Source organism: Pseudomonas rosaeacicularis (assembly GCF_057128745.1).
The window spans coordinates 85,081-109,505 of the sequence record NZ_JBSKHT010000014.1 but is presented as its reverse complement, the minus strand read 5'-3'; the positions used below and the strand labels follow the sequence as shown (position 1 = coordinate 109,505).

General features: G+C 59.8%; 20 protein-coding genes. 10 read left to right on the top strand and 10 right to left on the bottom strand.

Annotated elements, in window-relative coordinates; translation table 11 throughout:
- Positions 1–267: 267 nt before the first annotated feature.
- Positions 268–1,452, bottom strand: a complete 1,185-nt coding sequence (locus ACWKWM_RS18950) for an alpha/beta hydrolase (RefSeq protein ID WP_483847603.1) — start codon at positions 1,450–1,452, stop codon at positions 268–270.
- Positions 1,453–1,663: 211 nt separating this feature from the next.
- Here ACWKWM_RS18950 and ACWKWM_RS18945 point away from each other — a divergent pair, with 211 nt between their 5' ends.
- The 3 genes from ACWKWM_RS18945 to ACWKWM_RS18935 all read left to right on the top strand — a co-directional run bounded on the left by ACWKWM_RS18945 (position 1,664) and on the right by ACWKWM_RS18935 (position 5,482).
- On the top strand, positions 1,664–2,818 hold the full coding sequence (locus ACWKWM_RS18945) for an alpha-hydroxy acid oxidase (RefSeq protein ID WP_483847602.1): 1,155 nt from the start codon (positions 1,664–1,666) through the stop codon (positions 2,816–2,818).
- A 231-nt stretch (positions 2,819–3,049) separates the two neighbouring features.
- Positions 3,050–4,135: a sugar diacid recognition domain-containing protein gene (locus ACWKWM_RS18940; protein WP_483847601.1), complete on the top strand. Its 1,086-nt coding sequence runs from the start codon at positions 3,050–3,052 to the stop codon at positions 4,133–4,135.
- A gap of 210 nt (positions 4,136–4,345) precedes the next feature.
- Entirely contained in the window at positions 4,346–5,482 is a 1,137-nt protein-coding gene (locus ACWKWM_RS18935) for a glycerate kinase (RefSeq protein WP_483847600.1), read from the top strand.
- 123 nt (positions 5,483–5,605) lie between these two features.
- Here ACWKWM_RS18935 and ACWKWM_RS18930 read toward each other — a convergent pair whose 3' ends face one another.
- Together ACWKWM_RS18930 and ACWKWM_RS18925 are read right to left on the bottom strand one after the other, a co-directional pair.
- The gene (locus ACWKWM_RS18930; RefSeq protein ID WP_483847599.1) at positions 5,606–5,875 is read right to left on the bottom strand and encodes a DUF2790 domain-containing protein; all 270 of its coding nucleotides are present in this window, start codon (positions 5,873–5,875) and stop codon (positions 5,606–5,608) included.
- Positions 5,876–6,086: 211 nt separating this feature from the next.
- A complete protein-coding gene (locus tag ACWKWM_RS18925; RefSeq protein ID WP_483847598.1) occupies positions 6,087–7,634 on the bottom strand; it encodes an MFS transporter in 1,548 nt (515 codons plus the stop codon).
- A 179-nt stretch (positions 7,635–7,813) separates the two neighbouring features.
- Here ACWKWM_RS18925 and ACWKWM_RS18920 point away from each other — a divergent pair, with 179 nt between their 5' ends.
- Complete coding sequence (locus ACWKWM_RS18920; RefSeq protein ID WP_483847597.1) at positions 7,814–8,692, top strand: LysR family transcriptional regulator; 879 nt, start codon at positions 7,814–7,816, stop codon at positions 8,690–8,692.
- A gap of 118 nt (positions 8,693–8,810) precedes the next feature.
- A complete protein-coding gene (locus ACWKWM_RS18915) occupies positions 8,811–9,848 on the top strand; it encodes a Fic family protein (protein ID WP_483847596.1) in 1,038 nt (345 codons plus the stop codon).
- 69 nt (positions 9,849–9,917) lie between these two features.
- Here the strand turns inward: ACWKWM_RS18915 and ACWKWM_RS18910 are convergent, their stop codons facing one another.
- Both ACWKWM_RS18910 and ACWKWM_RS18905 read right to left on the bottom strand, forming a co-directional pair.
- A complete protein-coding gene (locus tag ACWKWM_RS18910; protein ID WP_483847595.1) occupies positions 9,918–11,240 on the bottom strand; it encodes a cellulase family glycosylhydrolase in 1,323 nt (440 codons plus the stop codon).
- A gap of 62 nt (positions 11,241–11,302) precedes the next feature.
- Entirely contained in the window at positions 11,303–12,757 is a 1,455-nt protein-coding gene (locus tag ACWKWM_RS18905; protein ID WP_483847704.1) for a mannose-1-phosphate guanylyltransferase/mannose-6-phosphate isomerase, read from the bottom strand.
- Positions 12,758–13,389: 632 nt separating this feature from the next.
- Here ACWKWM_RS18905 and yegS point away from each other — a divergent pair.
- Positions 13,390–14,307 carry a lipid kinase YegS gene (gene yegS, locus ACWKWM_RS18900; protein ID WP_483847594.1) on the top strand — a complete coding sequence of 306 codons (918 nt, stop codon included), beginning with the start codon at positions 13,390–13,392 and terminating at the stop codon, positions 14,305–14,307.
- Here the strand turns inward: yegS and ACWKWM_RS18895 are convergent.
- The 3 genes from ACWKWM_RS18895 to ACWKWM_RS18885 all read right to left on the bottom strand — a co-directional run bounded on the left by ACWKWM_RS18895 (position 14,291) and on the right by ACWKWM_RS18885 (position 16,517).
- Positions 14,291–14,950, bottom strand: a complete 660-nt coding sequence (locus ACWKWM_RS18895) for a response regulator (RefSeq protein WP_483847593.1) — start codon at positions 14,948–14,950, stop codon at positions 14,291–14,293. The two genes, yegS and ACWKWM_RS18895, sit on opposite strands and share 17 nt — an antisense overlap.
- Positions 14,947–15,840: a sensor histidine kinase gene (locus tag ACWKWM_RS18890; RefSeq protein WP_483847703.1), complete on the bottom strand. Its 894-nt coding sequence runs from the start codon at positions 15,838–15,840 to the stop codon at positions 14,947–14,949. The genes ACWKWM_RS18895 and ACWKWM_RS18890 overlap by 4 nt, the downstream gene beginning before the upstream one ends.
- A gap of 161 nt (positions 15,841–16,001) precedes the next feature.
- Positions 16,002–16,517 (bottom strand): hypothetical protein, encoded by a 516-nt coding sequence (locus ACWKWM_RS18885; protein ID WP_483847592.1) that lies wholly within the window; start codon positions 16,515–16,517, stop codon positions 16,002–16,004.
- A 427-nt stretch (positions 16,518–16,944) separates the two neighbouring features.
- Here ACWKWM_RS18885 and ACWKWM_RS18880 point away from each other — a divergent pair, with 427 nt between their 5' ends.
- Both ACWKWM_RS18880 and ACWKWM_RS18875 read left to right on the top strand, forming a co-directional pair.
- Entirely contained in the window at positions 16,945–17,874 is a 930-nt protein-coding gene (locus ACWKWM_RS18880; RefSeq protein ID WP_483847591.1) for a chemotaxis protein CheV, read from the top strand.
- Positions 17,875–18,005: 131 nt separating this feature from the next.
- The gene (locus tag ACWKWM_RS18875; protein WP_483847590.1) at positions 18,006–18,815 is read left to right on the top strand and encodes an MOSC domain-containing protein; all 810 of its coding nucleotides are present in this window, start codon (positions 18,006–18,008) and stop codon (positions 18,813–18,815) included.
- Between the two features lie 119 nt (positions 18,816–18,934).
- On the opposite strand, the gene ACWKWM_RS18870 is transcribed toward ACWKWM_RS18875, so the two are convergent.
- Complete coding sequence (locus ACWKWM_RS18870; RefSeq protein WP_483847589.1) at positions 18,935–20,863, bottom strand: transglycosylase SLT domain-containing protein; 1,929 nt, start codon at positions 20,861–20,863, stop codon at positions 18,935–18,937.
- Between the two features lie 211 nt (positions 20,864–21,074).
- Here ACWKWM_RS18870 and ACWKWM_RS18865 point away from each other — a divergent pair, with 211 nt between their 5' ends.
- Positions 21,075–22,985 (top strand): ATP-binding cassette domain-containing protein, encoded by a 1,911-nt coding sequence (locus ACWKWM_RS18865; RefSeq protein WP_483847588.1) that lies wholly within the window; start codon positions 21,075–21,077, stop codon positions 22,983–22,985.
- A 77-nt stretch (positions 22,986–23,062) separates the two neighbouring features.
- Here ACWKWM_RS18865 and ACWKWM_RS18860 read toward each other — a convergent pair whose 3' ends face one another.
- Complete coding sequence (locus ACWKWM_RS18860) at positions 23,063–23,506, bottom strand: universal stress protein (protein WP_483847587.1); 444 nt, start codon at positions 23,504–23,506, stop codon at positions 23,063–23,065.
- A 110-nt stretch (positions 23,507–23,616) separates the two neighbouring features.
- Between ACWKWM_RS18860 and ACWKWM_RS18855 the strand changes: the two genes are divergently transcribed.
- Positions 23,617–24,054: a hypothetical protein gene (locus ACWKWM_RS18855; protein WP_483847586.1), complete on the top strand. Its 438-nt coding sequence runs from the start codon at positions 23,617–23,619 to the stop codon at positions 24,052–24,054.
- The last annotated feature ends 371 nt before the right edge of the window (positions 24,055–24,425 follow it).

Below are 24,425 nucleotides of genomic sequence, written 5' to 3'. Positions count from 1 at the left end.
TTCGCGAGGCGGTTTATCGGCACTGCAGACGGGCACGGATTTTGTGGGAGCGGACCTGTCCGCGAATGCAATCGGTCAGGCGCTGCAAATGTGTGGGATTTATAGGCCTTTTCGCGGACAGGTCCGCTCCCACGGGATTTGGACTTACATCAGATTGCTGTGGCGTCCAAAGTCCCCTGTAGGAGCGAACTCTTCGCGAGGCGGTTTATCGGCGCTGAAGATGTCCCAGCGGTGCCCCTACCTCGCGAACAAGTTCGCTCCTACAGATCACGGCGCCACATGTTCCGGCACCTTCACCAACGCCCCTGCATCACTCAACACCTGCACCATCACCTTCGATTGCCAGTCGTAATACGGATTGAACGTAAGGCGCGCAAACACTTTGCCCGGTTCGCGATGCCCCCAGTCCGAATACCAGACCTGTTCGCCATTCAGGCATTTGTGCATATCGGCCATTTCCTGACCATTCCAGCAAATGCGCTGAGTGCCGTCCTTGCCATACAGGCGGTTGTCCGGGGAAAACATCAGCCCCATGTGCGAGAACTGGGCGATCCGGTACTCCGGCAGATAGTCGTTACGGACCAGCACCCGTGGCGTTTTCGCAGCTGGCGCCGGATGGTCGCCGTACCAGATCAAACGGCTGGCCGGATTGCTGAAGTGCTGGTTGAAGTTGTCCAGCACATAAGCAGTGTCCAGCACCGAGTCATGCTGGGTGATGGCGACGAACACTGGTTTGTCGTACGTGCGCTGCTTCAAGCGTGACTGAGCCATGACCGCGCTGCGATAGAACTGAGCAAAACCATTGGTGGGCACGTTCAGATAACGAACCGGTGTCTGCATCGGTCGGATGCCGTCGTTGGGTTTGGCCAGCCACGGCTTGAACCAGCCGATGTATTGGGTCACCCAGGCGTAGGTGTTGTCCGGCCGAAACGCAGGAGAAAACAGCACCAGTCCGGCGATTTCGTCGTGTTGATAGGCGTAATCGAGCACCAGATTGGCACCCGTGGAGAACCCGCCCAGATACACCTTCGGCACCTCTCGCGTCAGAATCTGCGTCTGCTCACGCACCACCTGCTGCCACTGTTTAAGCGATACATCGAGCATGTCCGAAGGCTGCGTGCCATGCCCCGGCAGCAACACCGTGCGTACCAGAAAGCCTTGAGCGGCGAGGGTGGTGCCGATGTCATTGAATGACCACGGCGAGTCGCCCAGTCCGTGCACCAGCAAAATCCCGCTTTTCGGTTTGCCGGAGGGCCGCCATTCGTGGGGCGCGTTCCACTCAAGTTCAGTGGCGTGATCGTCGGTCTGGAACGTTCGGTGCTGCTGCATCCACTCGATCGTTTGCTGACGATACTGGGCAAAACTGGACTGCCCCAGCGGCGGCGTGCTGTTCGAGGCGCAGGCCTGCAGGGCGAACAGTGGCAGAAGCAGGGCGAGACGGTTTTTTGCCAAGATTCAGGGCGCTCCGGTCGATGATAGGGATTGGCACCGAGTGCCTGATCAAGCGCGGTAAAAGCCAGTGGCTTCAGGTGTGAGAGTGGCCGCGTGCAAAATGATTCTGCCGATCTTATTGGCTTTTTTACTGACCGGTAACTGGTTACAGTCGACGCGGCGAACCGACCCTGCGGCCCGCCGCCCACATAAAGCTGTCTGGAGACGCTTCGTGTTCGATTCCCTGCACCGCTATCTGTCCCTCCATGATTTTGAGGAGGGCGCTCGCAAAATACTGCCAAAACCATTGTTTGCGTACGTGTCGGGTGCGGTCGAGGACGGCCATTCGCTGGACGCTAATCGCAGCTCCTTCGCGCGCTATGGTTTTAAACCGGATGTGCTGGTGGACGTATCGAAACGCGATACCGGCGTCGAGCTGTTCGGCCATCACTACAGCTCCCCGGTCGGCATCGCGCCCATGGGCATTTCGGCGCTTACCAGCTATCGCGGTGACCTGATCATGGCGCAGGCCGCGGCCGAGGCGAACGTGCCGTGCATCATGAGCGGCTCCTCGCTGATTCGGCTGGAGGAGGTAATCGAAGCCGCGCCCCGTACCTGGTTTCAAGCGTATTTGCCGGGCAAGCAGGAGCAGATCGATGCGTTGATCGCGCGGGTAGCCCGGGCGAACGTGCAAACCCTGGTGATCACCGTCGACACACCGGTGTCCGGCAATCGCGAAAACAACATTCGCGCGGGCTTTTCCACGCCGCTGCGGCCCAGCGCTGCACTGGCGTGGCAGGGCGTGACGCATCCGCGCTGGTTGCTCGGGACCTTCCTGAAAACGATCGTCAAGCATGGCATGCCGCATTTCGAAAACAACTACGCCAACCGTGGCGCGCCGGTGCTGTCATCCAGCGTGGTGCGGGATTTTTCCGACCGTGGGCATCTGCATTGGGAGCATCTGGCGTCCATCCGCAAGCAGTGGAACGGGCCGATGGTGATCAAGGGCGTGCTCAACGCGCCGGATGTGCTGCGCTGTAAAAATCTTGGAATCGACGGCGTGGTCGTCTCCAATCACGGCGGCCGACAACTGGACGGCAGCGTTGCGCCGCTGCTGGTGTTGCCAGAGATCGTCGATGTGGCAGACGGCATGACCATCCTCCTCGACAGCGGCGTGCGTCGTGGCACCGACGTCCTAAAGGCATTGGCATTGGGCGCTGACGCGGTGCTCATCGGCCGACCGTTCAACTACGCCGCCGCCATCGCAGGTCAACCGGGCGTTGCCCATGCGTTGCAGCTCATCACCAGCGAAATCAGCCGCGACATGGGGCTATTGGGGGTGACGTCGGTGAAAGCGATTGAGAAGCGGCATTTGGCGTTGAGCTGACTTTGTTTTCTTATGCAAAGTCCTTTGTCCTGGTCGCGATCGCGGTGGGTCTGAGAAACCGCATCGCAGCCTTCGTGACCTCGGCAGCTCCTACAGAATATTTGCGTCGGGCCAAAGATTAAAGGCAGTTGGGCTCTTCGCGCAGATTCAGGCATGCTTCCTCCAATCCTATAAAAACCCAGAATGTAATCGCCATGCCCAACGTCGCACCCTTCTTGCTGGACTTTTCCTATGTTCGCCCTTGATCACGCGCTGGCGCAGGACATTGTCGATCGGGCGATGGCGATTCTGCCGTGCAACGTCAATGTCATGGACTATCTGGGCATCATCATCGGCAGCGGCGAGGCGGACCGTTTGTACACACGGCACGAGGGTGCGCAGCTGGTGCTAGCCAACAGCCGTGTGGTGGAGATCGATTCCCACACGGCCAAGCAGTTGAACGGCGTGCGGCCTGGGGTCAACCTGCCGTTGATGCTGGAAAACAAGCTGGTGGGCGTGCTGGGAATTACCGGGGAGCCGGACGATGTGCGCGTCTACGCCGAACTGGTGAAGATGACCGCCGAAATGCTGATGGAGCATCGCCGTCAGCAGGCTGATCAGCAGTGGCGGCAACAGCGCACCGAGGATTTGCTGTCCCGGCTATTACTCGGCGACAGCCCGGACAGTCTGGTCGATGAGGCCGAAAAGCTGGGGTTGCAGCCGCAGCTGCCGCGTCAGGCGGTGTTGATCGAGCTGGAGGGCGATGCCGACAGCGCAAAAATCGCCAGTTGGTTGATGGGCCGTTACGCCAACAGCTGGTGCGTTGAGTGTGAGCCGGCATTTTTGTACTGGTGTCGCGCGGCGGGCAAGGACCGGGACGATGCGCTGTTGCTCGAGCAATTTCATGAGCAAGGCTGGTCGATCACGCGGATGGGCACGGTCGAGCAAACGCCTGATCTGGCGGGCTTGCGTCAGGCCTGTGTCGCCGCCCGGGATCTGCTGGACTACGCGCGGCATGTCAAACCGCACCAAAAACTGCTGCGCCTGGAAACCCATCGCCTGCCGGTGTTGTTCTGGCGCAATCGGCACGACTGGCTGGCAGAGCGCGTCGCCGAGCCGATCCAGCGCCTGACCGGGCAAACGCAATTATTGGACACCTTGCGTTGCTGGTTCGATTACAGCGGTGAAAGTCAGGCCTGCGCCGACGCATTGGGCATCCACCGCAACAGCCTGCGCTACCGACTGGAGAAAATCGCCGAAGTCAGTGGCTGCGATCCTTACCGCACCGATGATCTGCTGCGGCTTTACCTGGGCCTGGAAATGACCCCGCGCGCGTGAGCCTGACTATTCGCGCTACCTGCGGATTCGGAAGTGACCCATGACCCTGTGGGAGCGGACCTGTCCGCGAAGAGGCTTGCACATCCAACGTATCGTTAGCCGGTCGGTTTTGTTCGAATGACCAACCGTCACCACCCGCCCTTGTGCGAAGGTCACGGGGCAAACGCTGTCAACAATGCGAACATCGGGCATCGAACAAGGAGAACAACCATGAAAATCGTCATCGCCCCGGACTCTTTTAAAGACAGCCTTAGCGCGCAGGCTGTTGCTCAGGCCATCGGCAGTGGCCTCAGTGACGTTTGGCCGGACGCAGAGCTGGTCGAATGCCCGATGGCTGATGGCGGCGAGGGCACCATCGAAGCGGTGTTGGCAGCCTGCGGTGGCCAGTGGATGACGACTCACGTCAGTGGGCCGCTGGGTCAGCCACTCGAGGCGCAATGGGGTTGGCTCCCCGACACGCGCACCGCGATCATCGAAATGGCCATGGCCAGCGGTTTGCAGTTGCTGACTCTGGAGCAGCGCGACGCCACGATCACCAGCACCCAAGGCACCGGCGAGCTGATTCGCGCGGCACTGGACGCTGGCGCGCAGCGAATCATCCTGGCCATCGGCGGCAGCGCAACCAACGACGCCGGCACCGGCATGCTCTCGGCCTTGGGCGCGCGCTTTTTGGGCGAAGACGGTCAACCGTTGACGCCCGGCGGGCTGGCGCTGGCCAAGGTGGCCCGTATTGAACTGGGCGATCTGGATAAGCGTTTGCGCGATGTGCAGTTCGAAGTGGCCGCCGACGTCGACAACCCTCTGTGCGGCCTCAACGGTGCCTCTCATATCTTCGGACCCCAGAAGGGCGCATCCCCCGACCAGGTCCTGGCGCTGGATGCGGCGCTGGGGCATTTTGCCGACCAGTCGGCCAAGGCGCTGGGCAGGGACGAGCGTGATTATCCCGGTTGCGGAGCGGCGGGCGGCATGGGCTTCGCAGCCAAGGCCTATCTGAATGCGTCGTTCCGGCCAGGCGTCGAAGTGGTGGCGGACCTGACCGGGCTCGCAGACGCGCTGGATGGCGCTGATCTGGTGATCACTGGGGAAGGGCGTTTCGATGCGCAAACCCTGCGCGGCAAAACCCCGTTCGGCGTCGCCCGCATTGCTCGGCGCAAAGGCGTGCCGGTGATTGTGTTGGCCGGGACGCTGGGCGAGGGCTATGCCGATTTGTATGAGCACGGCATCAGCGCCGCCTTCGCGTTGACCAGCGGGCCGATGACCCTGGAGCAAGCCTGTCGCGACGCGGCAAAACTGCTGCACGACCGAGCGCGAGATCTGGCACGGGTGTGGCGGCTGGCGGCCAGTTGAACCGCGCTGCATGAGTCATGGAACGCCAGCGCTGAACGCTTTCAACGCCAGGCTTACCCTCTAAGCCTTTCGAAGGGGGCTCAAAGCTCGCGGAGGGCGAGCCGCTGGCACGTTCACACCGACTCAGTTGTCGCCCAGACAAGCATTGCCGTTGACTTCATAACGCACGACATGGGAAGTGCCCGCGTGGTCGACGTAGCTCATCTCCACCGGCCGCACGCCACAGAAATTCAGCATCGGAGTGTGGGTGACTTTGGCGATGTCGAGCTTGCTGCCATAGGTGTAGTCCTGCACTGGCGGCATGTTTTTCATGTCAGCGCTGGCAGCTACGGCGAAGGTGCTGAGGGCGGTCAGGGTGAGGGCGGCGAGGGTGGTTTTCAGGGTCAGTTTCATGATGGGCTTCTCTTCATTTGGGGGTGGGTTACTTTCTTGAGCCCGTATGACGAAGCGCCGTGATGGTTATTCCCTGACCCCTGAAAATAAATCTGATGGCGACCCAATCCGTGGAAGGGAGCTTGCTCGCGATGCGCAGGTTGGCGCAGCCATTATGGTTCAGAAGCACCGGCCTCTCGCGAGCAAGCACCCTTCCACCCAAAGCTTTTATTTACTGCGCAGAAACGTTGAGCGGCATCGCGGGGATCGGATTGCGCATTAGTTTGCCGACCAGCGCCGCGGCGACCAGCGCGCTCAATCCCGCCACCCACAACACCGATCCGAAGCCCGAAACGAACGCCTGCTGTGCCAGTGGCTCGACAATCAGGCGTGCACCGGCATCCAGAGGTTGCAACGCTGCCGCCATGTCACCGGCGACGACACGGGAGGCAAGGTGCTCAGCAATGTCCAGCCACTCAGGTGCCGCGGTTGCCAAACTACTGTTCAGCGCACGCACGGTATGGCTGGCAAGCAGCGCGCCATAGACACCGATGGCGAGCATGATCGAACTGAAACGCATCGTCGTGCTCAGGCCCGACGCCATGCCGGTGCGCTCGCGGGGCACGCAGGCCATGATGTTTTTCTGGGTGTCGCCGTTGAGCAGGCCCGCACCGGCGCCGGTCACCGCCATGGCCAGGGCGAACGCCGGATAACTGCCCAGCGAGGTGGCCCAGGCACACAGCAGATTGCCCGCGCCCACTAGACCCAACCCCAGCGCCATCATCGACGCCGGTGACAAATGCCGGGCCAGGCGAGGGCCCAGTCGGGGAAGCAGCAGCATGGTGATCGCAAATGGCAGCATGCCCAGGCCCGAGGCAATGGCGCTGAATCCCAGGCCGTTTTGCAGGTAAAACGGCAGCAGCGTCATCATCACCTGGGCGCATCCGGCGTAGGCGAACATGCCCAGCAACGCGCCGATGAAGCGCGGGTAGCGAAACAGCTGTAAATCCACCATGGGCCGGCGCTGCAGCTGCTCGGCGAGCACGAACAACCCCAACAGCGCAGCGCCTCCGACCAGCCGTGCAAAGGTCAGATGGTTGTCCCAGCCGATTCGATTGGCTTCGATCAGGCCCCACATCAGGCACAACAGGCTCGCGCTGAAAAACAGGCTGCCCCATGGATCCAGGCGTGCCGATTGCTCGTTTCGGGATTCGCTGATATTGCGCAGTACGGCCCACAGCAATACGCCGCCCACCGGCAGGTTGAGATAGAAAATCCAGCGCCATCCCACCAGTTCAGCGATCAAGCCACCGACGGTAGGCGCTGCGGTCATCGCAACCCCCATGCACGCGCCCCAAAACGCCCAGGCTTTGGCCCGTTCGGCTTCGTCGTGGAACACGTGGCCGATCGTCGCCAGCGCCGAGGTCAACAACAACGCCGCGCCGATGCCTTTCACCGCGCGGGCAAGGTCAAGCAGCAGGATGTTGGGCGCCGCACCGCAACCGACAGATGCAACGATGAACAGCACCAGCCCGCACAGCAGCATTTTCTTGCGGCCAAAGCGATCAGCCAGGCTGCCTGCCGGCAACAGCAGTGCGGCGAACGCCAGCATGTAAGCGCTGACGACCCATTCGATATCAGCAAAACCGGCGCTCAGATCACGAGCAATACTGGGCAGGGTGACGGCCACGATGTTGGTGTCGAGCACGATCAGCGCACACACGCCAGAGGCTGTGAGCAAGGTCATGCGAGGGCTGGGGCTTTTTGCTTGAACGGGCATGTTAGGTCTCAGCTAATGTAAGGGTAACCTTGTCGGGGCGAATTTGTTCACGAGTGCGTCGCACGTGTGCGCCGCAGTTCCAACGTCTCGCTGACAAGCTGGCTCCTACGGTAATCCCACATGGCATATGCTTTATTACCCGCGCACCGTCACTTCATTACCTTTGAGCTAATGCCGACATGGAAATCCGTCATTTTCGTTACTTCCTGGCTGTTGCCAAGCATCGGCACTTCACCCGTGCCGCCGAGCAACTGGGCATCGCGCCCCCGACCCTCACTCGCCAGATTCAAGACCTCGAAAGCGCGCTGGGCACCCGGTTGTTCGTCCGCGAACAGCGCGAAGTGCGGCTGACCGATGCCGGCCGGGCGTTGCAGATCGAAGCGGAACTGGCGGTGCGGCAGTTCGAATCGGCAACCCTCAACGTGCAGCGCGCCGGGCGTGGCGAAGCGGGGCGCATCGAGTTGGGCTACGTGGCTTCGGCGGTGTTTTCCGGCGTCCTGCAGCGGCAGGTCGGCCAGTTTCGCCAGCGCTTCGCCGATGTCGAATTCACCCTCACCGAATACCTGATGCCAGCATTGCCGCGCCTGATCGAAGAAGGCCGACTGGACGTGGGTTATATCCGCTCGCCCATGACCCTGCCCGACAGCCTGGACGCTGTGAAACTGCTCACCGAAGGTTTCGCCCTGGCGTTGCCGGACAGCTCTTGGCTGTGCAAGCTCAAGACCCTCAACGCGGTACATCTACAGCGCGAAACCTTCATCCTTCCGGAGCAGATTTCCGGGACGCTGGCGGTCGCCGCACACGGCGGTTTTGCGCCAACGCTGGGCCCGCAACCAGGTGGATTGGTGTCGGTGGTGGCGCTGGTCAGCCTGGGGCAGGGCATCGCCGTGGTGCCGGAGTCAGTGGTCGATCACATTCGCCTGCCCAATGTCGTGTACCGACAGATCGATGACTGCCAGCCTTCTTCCTATCTGTCGCTTATCCACCGGCGCCATGAAAAGGCGCCAGCGGTTGCGCGGTTTATCCAGCATGTCAGGGAGTACGGTCTCAGCCTGTGAGCGTCGAATAAATCAGACTTTTAAAACCGGGTACGGGGGATGCTTCGCACGCTTAAAGACGTGACAATGGCTAATCGTGACATCGACGTGTTCAACACCTGAGGATGGACCTGCCCGTATGAAGAAGTACCAACCGCCGCTGACCTTGACTGCCCGCATGCTTGCACTGGTGGCCGATATCAGCGAGCACGTCGGACGTCTGTCAGTACTGCACGAAACCAGCCTGACTCCAACGCTGCGGCGGGGCAACCGTATCCGTACCATCCAGGCGTCGTTGGCGATTGAGAATAATACGTTGAGTCTTGAGCAGGTGACGGCAGTCCTGGATGGGCAACGGGTGTTGGGATTGCCACGTGAGATTCAGGAGGTGCGGAACGCATTTGTCACCTATGAGGCCATGCCAGAATGGAGTGCCGCGCAGTGCACGGACTTGCTTAGGGCACATGGATTACTGATGCAGGGTCTGATCGATGATGCTGGGTGCTTTCGCACAGGTGGCGTAGGGATTTATCGCGGCGAGCGACTGCTGCATATGGCGCCGCCCGCCAATCGGGTTCAGACGCTGATGAATGATTTACTGGGGTGGGTGACGGACTCAGACCTGCATCCGCTCATCGCGAGCTGTGTGTTTCATTACGAATTTGAGTTCATCCATCCTTTTGCCGATGGAAACGGTCGCATGGGGCGCCTTTGGCAAACGTTGATACTAAGCCGATGGCGTCCCGTGCTTGCATACCTTCCTGTTGAAACCGTTATTCGTGACCAGCAGGAAGCCTATTACGCTGCGCTTTCTGCCTCGGATCAACTGGCTGAGGCCACGCCATTTGTTGAATTCATGCTGCTTGCGCTTCAGCAATCTCTGCTGGAAATCGATCAGTCGTCTGCATCGACCGCACAAGTAACCGCACAAGTAACCGCACAAGTAACCGAGCATGTTCTGCGCTTGCTGCGATGGCTTGAAGGTAAGCCGCCAGTTAGCGCTGGGGGATTGATGGAAGGCCTGGGGCTGAACCATCGCCAGTCATTCCGGCGCAGCTATTTGGCCCCTGCTCTGGACGCCGGTCTGGTTGAAATGACCCTCCCGGACTCCCTGCGAAGTCCTTCGCAGGCCTATCGGTTGACAGAGCGCGGCCTGGCCGTCCTCGGCGCTCGCTGATTCAAATGTTCAATGATCTCACTGATCCCGGACCCTGCCAGTGCCCGAGCTGTGGGTCTAGCCGGCTGATCAGGGTTCCCAGACAAGAATCTGCAACGACGGTTTGAGCGGCACGTCCACCCCCATCGCGTCTGCAAGAACGCTGTGACCGCCGGTTAGCGGGTCATATAGCGTGGCGGCCTTGACGGCGGGAATGTTCAGGTGCGCGCGGCTTTCACTCCAGGCCATCAACACATGGGAGCCGTCGGGTCGCGTCCATGGCACGGCGTACAAATCTTCGGGGACCGAAATGAGCAACGGCAGCGCATCGGGGCGCAACGTCGGGCCGGTGATCTGCAGGAAGTTGTGCAACGCGTTGTACACCGGTTTCGGATCGCCCTTGAGGTCAAGCAGACCATAGCTGCGCTCCCTCGGGCTTAGGGGGCGGTCGATATCACTGAGGCTGAACAGAAAAATCCGCTGGTAATCCAGCGCACTCATCAGTGCCAGACGGCGCAGTGTGTAGCTGGCCTGGCTTTGCAGTCCGGCGGCTTGCTGGGTTGGCAAAGGCCCGCCGTAGCTCGACCATCCCCACTCGGTGGCCCACACGGTCTTGACCCCTGAAGTGTGCAGCAGACCGTTCATTTCATTGGCCCGCAGCAGAAAGTCCCGGTCCTGCACCGAGTCGCCTTCCGGGTAATCGGAATAGGGGTGATAGGCAGCGACGATGTTCTGATCGGCCAGGCCCATGTCCAGCATGCTGCGCAGCAGATTCCCCGTGCTGCCCAGCATCTGGCCGTAGTAGGCCATTCCGGCGGTCACCACGTTTTTGCCGGGTACGACGTCGCGGATTGCCTGGGCGGTCTGCGTCAGCAGGTTGTAGTACGCCTTGGGATCGGCCATCGGCAGCCAGCTAATGTTCGGCTCGTTCCACACCTGCCAACTGTCGACGTCGGGGTAGTACTGGCTGAGCGCGGTCATGCGCTCGGCAAAAATGTTGAAGTCCTCGGGAGGGTACTGGTCACTGTTGCTGGCGCCCGCGGGTGCGCTGCTGACGAACTCGGCAGACCCGGTCAGATAGGCCAGCACGCTGTAGTGGTGAAGACGGGCGGCCTCCATTGCGGCGTCGAGTCGGGCCAGGTTGTACTCGCCTTTGGCAGGCTCCAGGTTTGACCAGTTAAGCGTCCAGCGCACCCAGCTCAGACCGAGTTGATCGAGCCGGGCCATCTGTTTCTGGTAGACGGCAGGGGTAAACGCGTCGAACTGTACATTGACGCCCAGATAATCCTGCCACTTCACCTCTCGGGGTGCTCGCAGGATGGTCTCGGCCCAGGCAGTCGCTGTGCAAAGTGACAACGCGCCGATGATCAGCGCGTTTTTGATCGGTCCCCAACTCCTGTAAGGCATTAACACCACTCCCTTGCGGGCCAGGCTGCCATTGCGGCGTTGAATGCCCGGCCCGTCAGCTCGCCACGTCAGGCTTTGACGGCATCCGGTACGCGGCCATAGATGTCGGTAAAACGCACGATGTCGTCTTCACCCAGGTACTCGCCGCTCTGTACTTCGATCATCACCAGATCAATCACACCTGGATTGACCAGGCGATGGGTGTGGCCCGGCTTGATGAATGTCGATTCGTTGGTGTCGAGCATGAACTCGCGATCGTTATTGCTGACCAGCGCCATGCCGCTGACGACAATCCAGTGCTCGCTGCGGTGGTGGTGCATCTGCAATGACAGCGACGCCTGAGGCTTGACCACGATGCGCTTGATCTTGAAGCGCTTGCCTTCTTCGAGCACGGTGTACGTGCCCCAGGGGCGAGTGACGGTGTTGTGCAGCAGATAAGCCGGATGGCCCTGACGCTTGAGTTCCTGGGCGATGACTTTGACTTCCTGAGTGCGCGAGGCATCGGCAATCAAAAGCGCGTCCGGGGTGTCGATGATGATCAGGTTGTCCAGGCCCACCGCGCCCACCAGGCGTTTCGGCGAGTCGATGTAGCAGTTGGTGACGTCGTGCAACACGGTCTGACCGTTACACTGATTGCCTTGTTCGTCGCCTTGGGTCAACTCGCGAATGGCCTGCCAGGACCCAATGTCGCTCCAGCCCAGTTCGCAGGGCACCACCGCTACTTTCTGCGAGCGTTCCATCAGCGCGTAGTCGATCGAGATGTTCGGCACGAGGGCGAAGCTGGTGCTGTCGAGCTCCATCTGCAACTCGTTCTTGCCTTCTTTGCTCGTGCACTGCGCCAGGCAATGCCGGACGGCGGCCATTACGTCGGGCGCGTGAGTTTCCATTTCACTGAGCAGCACATCGACCCGCATGCAGAACATGCCGCCGTTCCACAGGTGCAGTCCGCCGCTGACGTAGTCCTGGGCAGTCTGGACATTGGGTTTTTCAACGAAACGCGCAACCTGAAACGCCTGGCCATTGAGCGACTGACCCTTCTCGATGTAGCCAAACCCGGTTTCGGGCTTGGTCGGTTTCAAGCCGAATGTCACCAGCCAGCCTTCATCGGCGAGTGCGCGGGCGCTTTCGACGGCGGCGCTGAACGCTTCAAGGTCTTCGATCAGGTGATCGGCAGGCAGGATCAGCAATTGCGCGTCATCGCCGTAGCGCGACTGAACGTGCAGGGCCGCAGCCGCTACGGCCGCCGCCGTATTGCGACCGAAGGGTTCGAGCAGAAAGTCCAGCTGCACCTTGCTCTTGTTCAGCAGGCGGTAGTCGTCGACGGTGCGGAAATACACTTCGCGGTTGGTGACCGTCAGCAGACTTTGGACATCGGCCAGCCCGGTGGCACGCAGGAACGTTTTCTGCAGCAGGCTTTCGCCGTCAGGAAGGCGCATGAAGGGTTTAGGCATGGCCTCACGGGAAACAGGCCACAGTCGGGTGCCGGCGCCGCCAGCAATAATGCAGGGAATCAGGGTGCCCATCATAAAACCTCGCGAAAAATACACACTGCACACGCAGTGGGAGAGGGAGCGTGAAGATCGAAGCAGATGGACCCATGTTGAATACGCTCAAGATCCCCGCCGCCTATCCAGGCGGCACAGCTCGGCAAAGCCTTGTGGATCTGGAGCGACCGCATACAGACATCCTCATTCTTCAATCCGTGAATCCATGATTGGCTGTTGAATCCGGCATTTTGTTATTAAAAGTCAATAAAATGACTTTTTAGCCTAACAATCCTGTTTTAGCCAATAATTTGTCGATTAAGCACATTCTTGCGAAATATTTCAATGCCCGCAGGCCGCCAAGCATTCAAATTTTTTACACCAGCAATGGTTACAACCGTTGATGTGTTGAGCGAAAACCCTCAAATGGATAGTTATTGGACAGCGGGGTGTAACGCAAGGAAGCGAGACCAGCTGGGTGGAGAGTAGTCGAAGGCTTTAAACCGGGGCTTTGCGTTGTATGAGGCATTCGCGCGCATCAGCCAACCCCTGTGACGGACCGTTTGTCGTCTTGCGTGGCAGAAAAGTTTTTTGAATAAGCTCCGGCTTTTTCCTACACGCGTGAGGTCAAACTCTCTCGCATTGAATCGGACAGCTGAAGAGGGACAGACATGACAGAGCGCAGGGCGATTTTGATTCTTCACGGTAAGCAGGCGCTTAACGACGAAGTCCGCAGCGCGGTGGAAAAAAAACGCCAGCGCGGTTGGCAACTGGACGTGCGGCTGACGTGGGAAGCGGGTGATGCGCAACGGATGGTGCATGAAGCTTTGGCTGATGGCCATACACAGATCATTGCCGGCGGTGGCGACGGCACCCTTCGCGACATCGCCGAAGCGTTGGCGCTGGCCGAAGGTAACGCCAGCCTGACGATATTGCCTCTGGGCACTGCCAACGATTTCGCGCGCTCGGCCGGAGTGCCGCTGGAAGTCGAAAGGGCATTGGATTTACTGGATGTGCCTGCGCATTCGGTGGACATGGGCGACGTGGACGGGCACCTGTTTCTGAACATGGCCACCGGCGGATTCGGCAGTCAGGTGACCGCCAATACGTCCGAAGACCTGAAAAAAATTCTTGGCGGCGCGGCCTATCTGTTCACTGGTTTGTCACGCTTCAGCGAACTGCGGGCAGCATACGGTGAACTCAATGGCCCGGACTTTCACTGGAAGGGCGATCTGCTCGCGTTGGGCATCGGTAACGGTCGTCAAGCGGGCGGTGGTCATCCCCTGTGCCCGACGGCGTTGGCCGATGATGGCTTGCTGGACATCAGCGTTTTGCCCGCGCCGCAGGAAGTGGTCGGAACCTTGAAAAGTCTGCTTGAAGGCGGCCTTGGGTTTGAAAACCTGTTCGTGCGCGCACGCCTGCCGTGGGTGGAGCTCAAATCCACTGAGGGGCTGGATATCAATCTGGACGGCGAGCCTCTGCGCGGCGAGAACCTGCGCTTTGAAATCAGGCCTGCTGCCTTGCGCGTGCACCTGCCGTCGCACTCGCCGCTGTTGAGTCAGTCAGCGCGACTCAATCGTCCAGACTGATGATCTGCTCGCGCACGCAAAACAGCACGAGCCCGGCGACGTCGTAGATCTGCAGGCGTTTCATGATCTGCGCCCTGTGAGTCTCCACGGTCTTGATGCTCAGGCTCAGACCGTTGGCGATTTCCCGGGTGGATTTGCCCCGTACGACCAGACGCAGGATCTCGAGTTGGCGCGCGGTGAGGTTGTGGTTTTCCACTGGCTCCACCTTGCCCGATTGCCCACCGTTGAGCGCTTGATTGATCACGGTATGGGCAATGGCGGGGCTCAGGTAGCGCTCGTTTTTGCGCAGTGCGTGCAGCGCCTGTTCGATTTCAGTGGCGGTCGCATCCTTGAGCAGGTAGCCATGGGCCCCGCCCTCCAGAGCACGCATGATCATGTGTGGTTCGGTGTGCATCGACAGGATCAGCACTTTGGTGTCCGGCAGCGCCTTGATCAAGCGCTCCAGCGCATCAAGGCCGTTGCTGTCCTTCATGGAAATGTCGAGCAGGATGATGTCCGGTTTGAGCGCCTGCGTCAGTTCCAGCAATTGCTCGCCGTGAGCCGCTTCGCCAATCACGGCGTAGCCTGGAATATCCGACACCAACGCACGCACGCCCGCCCTGATCAGTGCGTGGTCGTCGACCAACAGAAGATTGCACGTCATGACGGCTTATGACTTATATCAGCACGCCCTCGGGCGCGGGGTTCCCAGGGAAATAAAGCCTGAATGTGAGTGCCTTTGCCGGAAGTACTTTCGACGCTGAAGGTGCCGCCAATCAACGCTGCCCGCTCCGACATACCCGCCATGCCGCGTTGGCCCTGTTCGGCAGGATTGAGCGCAGGCGCAAAGCCACGTCCATCATCGCTAACGCTCAAGGACAAACCCTCGGCACGACGTTGCAGACGCACAACCAGGTTGCTGGCGTCGGCGTGCCGCAAGATATTGGTCACTGCTTCCTGGGTGATGCGAAAGGCCGCCACGGCCATTTCCTCGGGAATGCCTGAAAGACGTTGCTGGCATTCCAGGCTCCACAACACCTGCGTATCGGCCAAGGTGCGCAACAGATGCGCGCGCAGGCTGGCCTCCAGGCCCAGGCTCGTCAATTGCCGGGGGTTGAGGATGGCCGAAACATCGCGCACCTTCGCCAGCGTCTCGTCCAGAGTGCTGTTGAGCGTTGTCCAGTGTGGCTGCAAGTCGTGGGGTAGGCGCCGTTGCAGCCAGTCGCTTTGCAGTTTGGCCGCCGTCAGCATCTGGCCGATGTCGTCGTGCAGCTCCCGGCTAAGCCGATGGCGTTCTGTTTCCTGGACCTGGAGCATGTGATCCGCCAACTCCTGAGGTTGAAACTGGATTGAACGGCCCCGCCGTCTTTTGGCATACCAGACAGTCAGGAATGCAACGAGATTGAGCGTCAGCAAGCTTAGCGGCAGTGCGAGGCCTGCCACGTACAGCGCCAGATTGCACACCATTGCGCCGACGCAAAGCACAGCGGCCAGCCGCCAGGCGTTTTTGGTGCTCGGCGGCCATAACTTGAAGGGTTTGTTGCTGGCGTGCATAAGAACTGTAGCCATCGAGTGTCTATTTGGCGGGCGCCGATGTTACCTCAAATACCCGGCGAATTAAGCGCTGAATTGTCGGACAACTCGATAAGACGGTTACCTGTAAGCGGCTATTGAATGAGTGGGTCGAGGAGCCGGTTGCCCACCATCCGGACCCTTCAAATGCTACTGGTGTGGCGTGTGCGGCCATCAGCGCATGAGTCTGCGGGCTTTGCTTGCAAGGCACCCGACGGTGTCCACCTCACAGGATGGACCGGGCTGGGCTCAACGGTTCCGATCCCTGAGCAGCAACCAAAGTGTTCGAGCAACTCCTGCTGTTCCTGGTCATCGAGCAACAGCTCGCCCGATTCCGGGTCAATCAGTTCGACCTGCCAGGCCAGCAGTGAAAAGCAGCGACGCAGAGACTCGAGCGTCTTGGGATGAATGCGCGCAGCGGCATGGGCGAAGTACAGCAAATAGCGCAGTTGACGGGCGAAGCTGGCAATGGGCGCGACGTGGGCCTTGTCCGCTTCACCGGCGATTTTTTGCAATGAATCCAGCAGGCCCTCGATGGCGTCCTTGTCATCGCTGATCAACTCCAGATGCGCCAGGCATTCATCTGAACGAGTCAGCAATGCCTGGGAATCGCTCAGAAACTCACTGTGTAGCTGATGCCACTCATTGCCGTTCAGCATGCGTAATCTCCACTGTCCATGTACGGCGATCGAAGGTCGCGCGTGGCGAGAGGCATCAAATTAGTGTTGAAGACAACGGAATGTATGTAGGCCGTTTCTGATTGTGTCCGATCGTTCGCACAACTTGCGACAGGGTCGGGCTTTCGGTGCCTGCTGCGCTGTTGCTGCCGGGCGGCCCGCCCACGCAGGTTGAACGGTTCGGGGGTTTTGTTGAGCACGACCACGAACCTGACTCCATTCGTTCAGTGAGAATGGCGTCACAGTAATGGCTATTAGAAACTACGAACATCAGGCTTGTCCTGAGGGTGGCTAAGGGCGACCCCTAGGGTCTGGCTGCCGATGCCTTTGAATTACGATTAAGGTCTGGCCGCACGTTGCCGATAGCGTATTAGCAGAATCAATATGAACCTTGCTCCAGGAGCAACAGATGGCTGGCATTCTCGACACGGTAGACCAACGCACACAACTGGTGGGTGAGAACCGCCTGGAAATTCTCATGTTTCGCCTGGCCGGCCGGCAGCTGTTTGCAATTAACGTGTTCAAGGTTCAGGAAGTGCTTCAGCTGCCCAAGCTCACGTTGATGCCCCAGCGTCACCCCTTTGTCTGCGGCGTGGTCAATCTGCGTGGGCAAACGCTGCCAGTTATTGATCTGTCGCAAGCGATCGGCATGCGTCCTTTGGTGCCGAGCCCGTCCAGCACGATCATCGTCACCGAGTACAACCGTTCGGTTCAGGCGTTTTTAGTCGGTGGCGTGGACCGCATCGTCAACATGAACTGGGAAGCCATTCTGCCGCCACCGACCAGTGCAGGTCGCCAGCATTATCTGACAGCCATCAGCAAGGTCGATGATCAGTTGGTGGAGATCATTGACGTGGAGAAGGTGCTCGCCGAAATCGTCCCTTACAGCGCCAAGGTTTCTCGCGAGAAGCTCGAGGACCCGGTGCTGGAACGCGCGCGCGGTCGTGAAGTGTTACTGGTCGACGACTCCAACGTTGCCTTGGCGCAGCTGCGCGAAACACTCGGGCAACTGGGGGTGAAGATGCACGTCGCCCGCGATGGCCTCAAAGCCTTGAACATGCTCAAGGCCTGGGCGGACACCGGCGAGGTCATGACCGACAAGCTGTTGATGGTTTTCACCGATGCGGAAATGCCGGAGATGGACGGCTACCGGCTGACCACCGAAATCCGCAATGACCCTCGACTGCGCGGGCTCTACGTGGTGCTGCACACCTCGCTTTCCGGCAGTTTCAACGAGTCCATGGTCAAGAAGGTCGGTTGCGATAACTTCCTCTCCAAGTTCCAGCCAGACAAACTGGTGGACGTGGTGCGTGAGCGCTTGATGCTCGACAACCAGTAACCAGCCTTTTCCAGCCCTCGTGACCGGTTTTGAACCGCTTGCGGGGGCTTTTTTTTTATATCTGTATGGCTGTGGCCAGTCATTGCCTCGTATACAGTGGCGCCTTTATCGCTCGCAAGAAGGAAGCGTTCATGGCACAGCTCAGTGCGTTGTATCGGTACCCCCTCAAATCCTGCAAGGCCGAATCGCTGCAACAGGCGAGTTTCGACCAGTTGGGGCTGGCCGGTGATCGACGCTGGATGCTGGTGGACGAGAGCAATGGCCGGTTTTTCACTCAGCGGGCGCTGCCGCAGATGTCGCAACTGTCGGTGCTCTGGAACCAGGCCGGTGGCGTGACGATATCGGCGCCAGGCCATGAAGCGCTGGACGTGCCGGTGCCAGAAGATGTTGAAGCGAACCTGCGAGGTATTACGGTCTGGCGCGACTCCTTCCGCGTGCCGGACGCAGGTGATGAAGCGGCGCGCTGGGTCAGCGATTTCATCGGCAAGCCGACGCGCATGGTGCACATGCCGGCAGAGCGGGCGCGCTGGTTGCCCAGCGGATTTGGCGAGACCAATGACCGTGTGAGCTTCGCTGATGGTTTTCCGTTGTTGCTGATTGGTCAGGCGTCGGTCGACGATTTATCCGGCAAGATCGGCCGCCAGCAGGAGATGCTGCGCTTCAGGCCGAATCTGGTAGTGGAGGGCGCACAAGCCTTCGCCGAGGACGGCTGGAAGCGCATCCGCATCGGTGAGATGGAATTCCGTCTACTCGTCGGCTGTGCGCGGTGCATCCTTACCACCATTGACCCGGCGACCGGCCAACGCACCGAAGACCGCGAACCGCTGACGACGCTCAAGACCTATCGTGAGTGGGAAGGCAATATATGGTTCGGGCAGAACGTGGTCAGCGATGGACCCGGCGTGCTTGAAGTCGGGATGAAAGTTGAGGTGTTGGAGTAACGTGCAACTCGGGATCGCGGCCAACGCGGTTCCGGTAGGAGCCAACTTGTTGGCGAGCGGGGCGATACGGTGTGTCAGGTGTATCGCCTCGCGAACAAGTTCGCTCCTACAGGATCGCGTTACAAATCATCAAAAAACCGTTCATGCCAATCCACCAGCGGCTGCGGTGCATTGAGCTTCTGGCCATAGATCACTGCATACGACAGCACGTTCTGCACATATTGACGTGTTTCATCGAACGGGATGCTCTCCACCCACACATCGAACGCCAGATGGTTTGCGCCCCGCAGCCATTGCCGCACGCGGCCTGGGCCTGCGTTGTAAGCCGCTGAGGCCAACACGCGGTTGCCGTTGAACTGGCTGTGCACCTGGCTCAGATAGGCCGCGCCCAACTGAATGTTCTTGTCCGGGTCCAGCACCTGGGCCGGGGAGGCCAGAGGAATGCTGAACTTGCGTGCGGTTTCCTTGGCGGTGGCTGGCATCAGTTGCATCAGGCCGCTGGCACCGACGCCTGAACGTGCATCGTCCATGAACGCGCTTTCCTGACGCGTGATCGCAAACACCCAGCTCGAATGCAGACCGCGCACCTGAGCTTCGCGCACCAGAGTGTCGCGGTGAGCCATCGGGAAGCGAATATCCAGGTCATCCCAATACTGCGCCTGACTGATCGTGCGGATCGCCGGGAAATACCACTTCATGTCATAGGCCAGTTTGGCCTGGGCGACCATTTCGTCCCGGGTGAAGCGGCGGGTGACGTGGTACCACTCGCGACGCCCGTCGACGATCTGCCCGCGCTGATAAAACTCAAGAGCCCGGCGCACCCCCGGGGTGTTGCGCACCTTATTGATGGTGGCCTGACTGAGCATCAGCGGCTTGTTGTTCAGTTGGTAGGGGGTCTGTGTGCGGTCAGCGGCCAGAAAGCCGTAGAAATCACGTTCTCTGGCGACTGATTTGTACAGCGCTGGCAGCAGCGGGCTGTTGGGTTGCGACAGCTCCAGCGTCCGCGCCTGCCAGTAGCGCCAGCGGTTAGTGGTCGCCAGGGTTTGCGGCAAACGTCGGGTCAGTTCGTAAGCGTCGTTCCAGCGCGCCAGACGCAATAGCAAGCGCAGACGCCATTCGGTCACCGTGTCGTCGCGCAGGTCAGGGTCGTACCGGGTCATCACCTCCAGCGCCCGGCCATCGTAGCTGCGGGCCAGGGTCAGGCCGATTTCCTTGGCGATCTGCACTTGTTCTTCATGGGAGAAGCGCAGTGTAGGGGCGTATGCGTCCAGCAGTTCCAGGGCGCGCTGCGGGTCCTGCTTGGCAAGACGACGCAGGCCCAGGCCCACAACGTCGGACATCGCCTCGTCAGCTGGCAGGAATTGTGGCTGGTTATTGACCATCTCTGGTTTCTGCGCCACGGCGATCAGCAGGCGACCTTGAGGCGCAAGGGAGTTCAGGCTGTTGACCAACTGATTGGCCAGCGCGTAATTGCGGGTCTGCGCGGCCAGTTTGGCGCGCTGCCAGCGTTTCTGTTCAGTGAGTTGACCTTCGGCGGCCCATTGAGCGAAAAACGCATCGCAGGCGGCGGGTAGGGTCTTGCCAGTCATCCACAGCTTCTCGGCGTTGGCATAACCTTCGGCGCGCAAGTTGTGACCCAACTGGTACTGGCCATACAGGCAGTCCAATTCAACGAAATTGTTCTTGGGGTCGTAGTGTTCGACAAACGGCTGCCAGTCGCCACGGGAAGCCAGCAGGCGCAGCCAGCGCAGCTTCATGTAGTTGGCCTGAGGCAGATCGCCGTGGTCAGCGAAGAATTTTTCGACTTCCTGATTGCTTGCGGTGTTAAGCCGGGCGGTCAGCTCGTCGTAAGCCAGATACGGCTCAAGGGGGTAATCGGCCAGCGCCGCGCCGTACATTCGGTAAGGACCGGCGTCGCCTTTGGCCAGCGCACGCTTGGCCTCATCGTAATACTGGCGTTGTTGGGAAAGGTCGACCGCTTGAACGGACTGGGCGGCGGTCGCCGACAGAAGCAGGCAGGACAAAAGACTGAACAAACGACTGCGCATGAGACTTCCGTGCAGATGGATCGTGAAAAGTGCCGACAGCTTAGCGGTTTGCCACCGCGGGTTGAAGTGTCGTGGCATCGACGGTCACGGATAGCAACAAACGGCGCGTATAAATACTGTTATTTGGATCGAGGGCGCCACATCTGTCATCCAATGCCCACATCGATTGGGTATCTCAGGTAGAATGCGCGCCCGGTTTTTGGAGAAGCTCATGACCCTGCTCAAATTCAGCGATGTGTCCCTTGCGTTCGGCGCTATGCCGCTATTAGACAAGGTGTCGTGGCAGATCGCCCGTGGTGAGCGGGTCTGCATCATCGGCCGTAATGGCACCGGTAAATCCAGCATGCTCAAGCTGGTCAAAGGCGTGCAAAAGCCCGACGACGGCAGTGTCTGGCGTGCGCCCGGTCTGAAAATCGGCGAATTGCCCCAGGAACTGCCCGTAGCCGACGAACGTACCGTGTTCGACGTCGTGGCCGAAGGTCTGGATGGCGTGGGCGCCTTGCTCGCCGAGTACCATCACCTGAGCCAGAACATCGTCACCGCCGAGGACCTGGACAAGCTGATGCACGTCCAGCAGGACCTCGAAGCTCGTGACGGCTGGCGCTTGCAGCAACTGGTCGACAGCACCTTGAGCCGTCTGCAGTTGCCCGCCGACAAAACCCTTGCCGAACTCTCCGGCGGCTGGCGTCGCCGGGTGTTGCTGGCCCAGGCGCTGGTCTCCGAACCTGACCTGCTGCTGCTCGACGAACCCACCAACCACCTGGACATCGGCGCGATTGCCTGGCTGGAAGAAGCGCTCAAGGATTTCCAGGGTGCTGTTCTCTTTATCACGCACGACCGGTCCTTCCTGCAGAACCTCGCCACGCGCATCCTCGAACTGGATCGCGGCGGCCTGATCGACTGGAACGGCGACTACGCCAGCTTCCTGGTGCACAAGGAAGCGGCGCTGGCGGCGGAAGAAACCGCAAACGCACTGTTCGACAAGCGTCTGGCCCAAGAAGAAGTCTGGATCCGTCAGGGCATCAAGGCACGTCGCACCCGTAACGAAGGCCGCGTCCGTGCGCTGAAAGAACTGCGCGTCGAGCGCAGCGAACGTCGTGAGCGTACCGGCAAGGCCAACATTCAGCTTGATACCGCTGACAAGTCAGGCAAGCAGGTAATGGTGCTCGATAACGTCAGCTTCGCTCACCCGGGCGGCCCGATGCTGATCAAGGACTTCTCCATGGTCCTGCAGCGCGAAGACCGCATTGGTCTGTTGGGCGCCAACGGTACTGGCAAAACCACGCTGCTTAAGTTGATGCTCGATAACCTGCAACCTACCAGCGGCACTGTGGAAGTGGGCACGCGTCTGGACGTCGCCTATTTCGATCAGCTGCGTCATCAACTGGATCTGGAAAAGACCGTTATCGACAACGTGGCCGAAGGGCGCGATTTTATCGATATCGACGGCCAGAGCCGCCACGTCCTGAGTTACCTGGGCGATTTCCTGTTCAGCCCACAACGTGCCCGCACGCCGGTCAAGGCGTTGTCCGGTGGCGAGCGTGCGCGTCTGTTGCTGGCCAAGCTGTTCAGCAAGCCGGCCAACCTGCTGGTGCTCGACGAGCCGACCAACGACCTGGACGTAGAGACCCTCGAGCTGCTTGAAGAAGTGCTGTTGACCTTCAAGGGCACCGTGTTGATGGTCAGCCACGACCGGGCATTCCTCGATAACGTCGTGACCAGCACCCTGGTGTTCGAAGGCGAAGGCAAGGTTCGTGAGTTCGTCGGTGGTTATCAGGACTGGCTGCGTCAGGGCGGTTCGCCGCGTCTGTTGGGCGTGACTGACAGCAAATCCGGCAAAGCGGAACTGGCCACTGCGGTGACTGCCGCCGAGCCGGTGGCGGCTGCTGAAATGCCGGTCGCGAAGAAGAAGCTGAGCTACAAACTTCAGCGTGAGCTGGAAGCGTTGCCGGGGCAGATCGATGCGGTTGAGTCGAAGATGGCAGTGCTGACGGCTGAGATGGCCGAGCCTGCTTTCTATCAGCGTCCTGCCGAGCAAACCACTGCCGTCATCGCGCAGCTCGAAAGCCTGCAAGGTGAGCTCGACGGCTTGCTGGAACGCTGGGCCGAGCTGGACGACTGATTGCTTGAAGTGGTGATGTAAAAAAGCCCGAGCCCCTTCAAGGGCTCGGGCTTTTTGCTGGCGCGGTAGGCGCGTGCTTACTCGGCGCGCTTGACCAGACGTACAGCCAGCACGTCGCAGGGCGCACCGTGCAGCACGTCATTGGCTGTTGAGCCCAGCAGCAGTGACAGACCATGACGGCCATGGCTGCCAACCACGATCAAGTCACAGTGATGTTCCTTGGCAAGCTGGTGGATTTCCTGGCGCGGTTGGCCGTAGGTCAGATGACTGTCGCCAGTCTTCACTTCCGGGTACTTGAGCTTCAGAGCTTCAAGCTTTTCCTTGGCCTGGTCGAACTGTTGCTGTTGCAGTTGCGAAAGATCCATAGGGACATCGCCACCGAATGCCATGGCCATTGGCTCCACGATGTGCACCAGCGACAGCTTGGCTTCGCTGGCCAGCGCCAGATTCATGGCCCGTTTGATGACCGGATCGCACTCTTCAGTGAGGTCCACGGCAACCAAAATATGTGTATAGGACATGGGATGTTCCTTCTGAGGTTTGCGATGGTTTTAATTATGGCTCTTTTCACGCGCCTCATGGCACGCCTTTGTGTCTGCAACTGCGGCCATTTCATTCAGGGAACAGGCAAATGACGGTATGGATCGTGATTGCAATCCTCGCCGCCGTCCTGAGCCCGTTGGTCTGGCTGCGTCCGTCGCGGCAGCAGAGTGGCAGAATGGCGTTGCGGATGGAAGCCAGACGCATGGGGTTGGCGATGCAATTAATGCCGCAGGACTGGCCGCACTGGCTGCCCAAGGAGCCGCCGAGCCCGTGCGCGCAGTACCATCGTCCGCGCCGATCGTCCAAGCCAGACAGCTGGGTGTACTTTCAGACAGAACCTGGGTTGTGGCTCAATAAATGGCGCGAGCCCTGCGAGGACGCGCGTTTGTTGGAGCAATTTAAGACTCTGCCAGCCGATACGTACAAGGTTGAGGCGGGCAAGCAACTGATCGCTTTGTACTGGGGCGAGAAGGGCGAAGAGCAAGTGTTGCAGCGCATTGCAGCGGTGCTCAAAGCACTCGCCTGAGTAGCCTCCTGCCAAATCGCAGGCATTAAAAAGCCCGATAACAACATCGGGCCGGGGTTGGCCAGGCAGGCCGATAATTCTGTGTGCGTTCAACTCGGGGCACTCTGCGTTGCAGCGCCGCTAATTGAGTGCAGATTCGCTACGATGTCTCGAAACGACCCGTCTTGATGCGCAGTGCGCTGAATGTAGACCTTATTGGTGCATTTGTCTGCGGCTGATCCAATTTTTTCTCTTTTTATAAGCATCTCTCGCCTTTCGAGCATTTCACGTTCATTTCTCGCGTTTAACTTCATCAACGCAATGAATGCGTGCGTATCAATCTCGCCTGCCAACCCGGATTTGCCGCTTATGCCCCCTGTCGCCTCAATTGA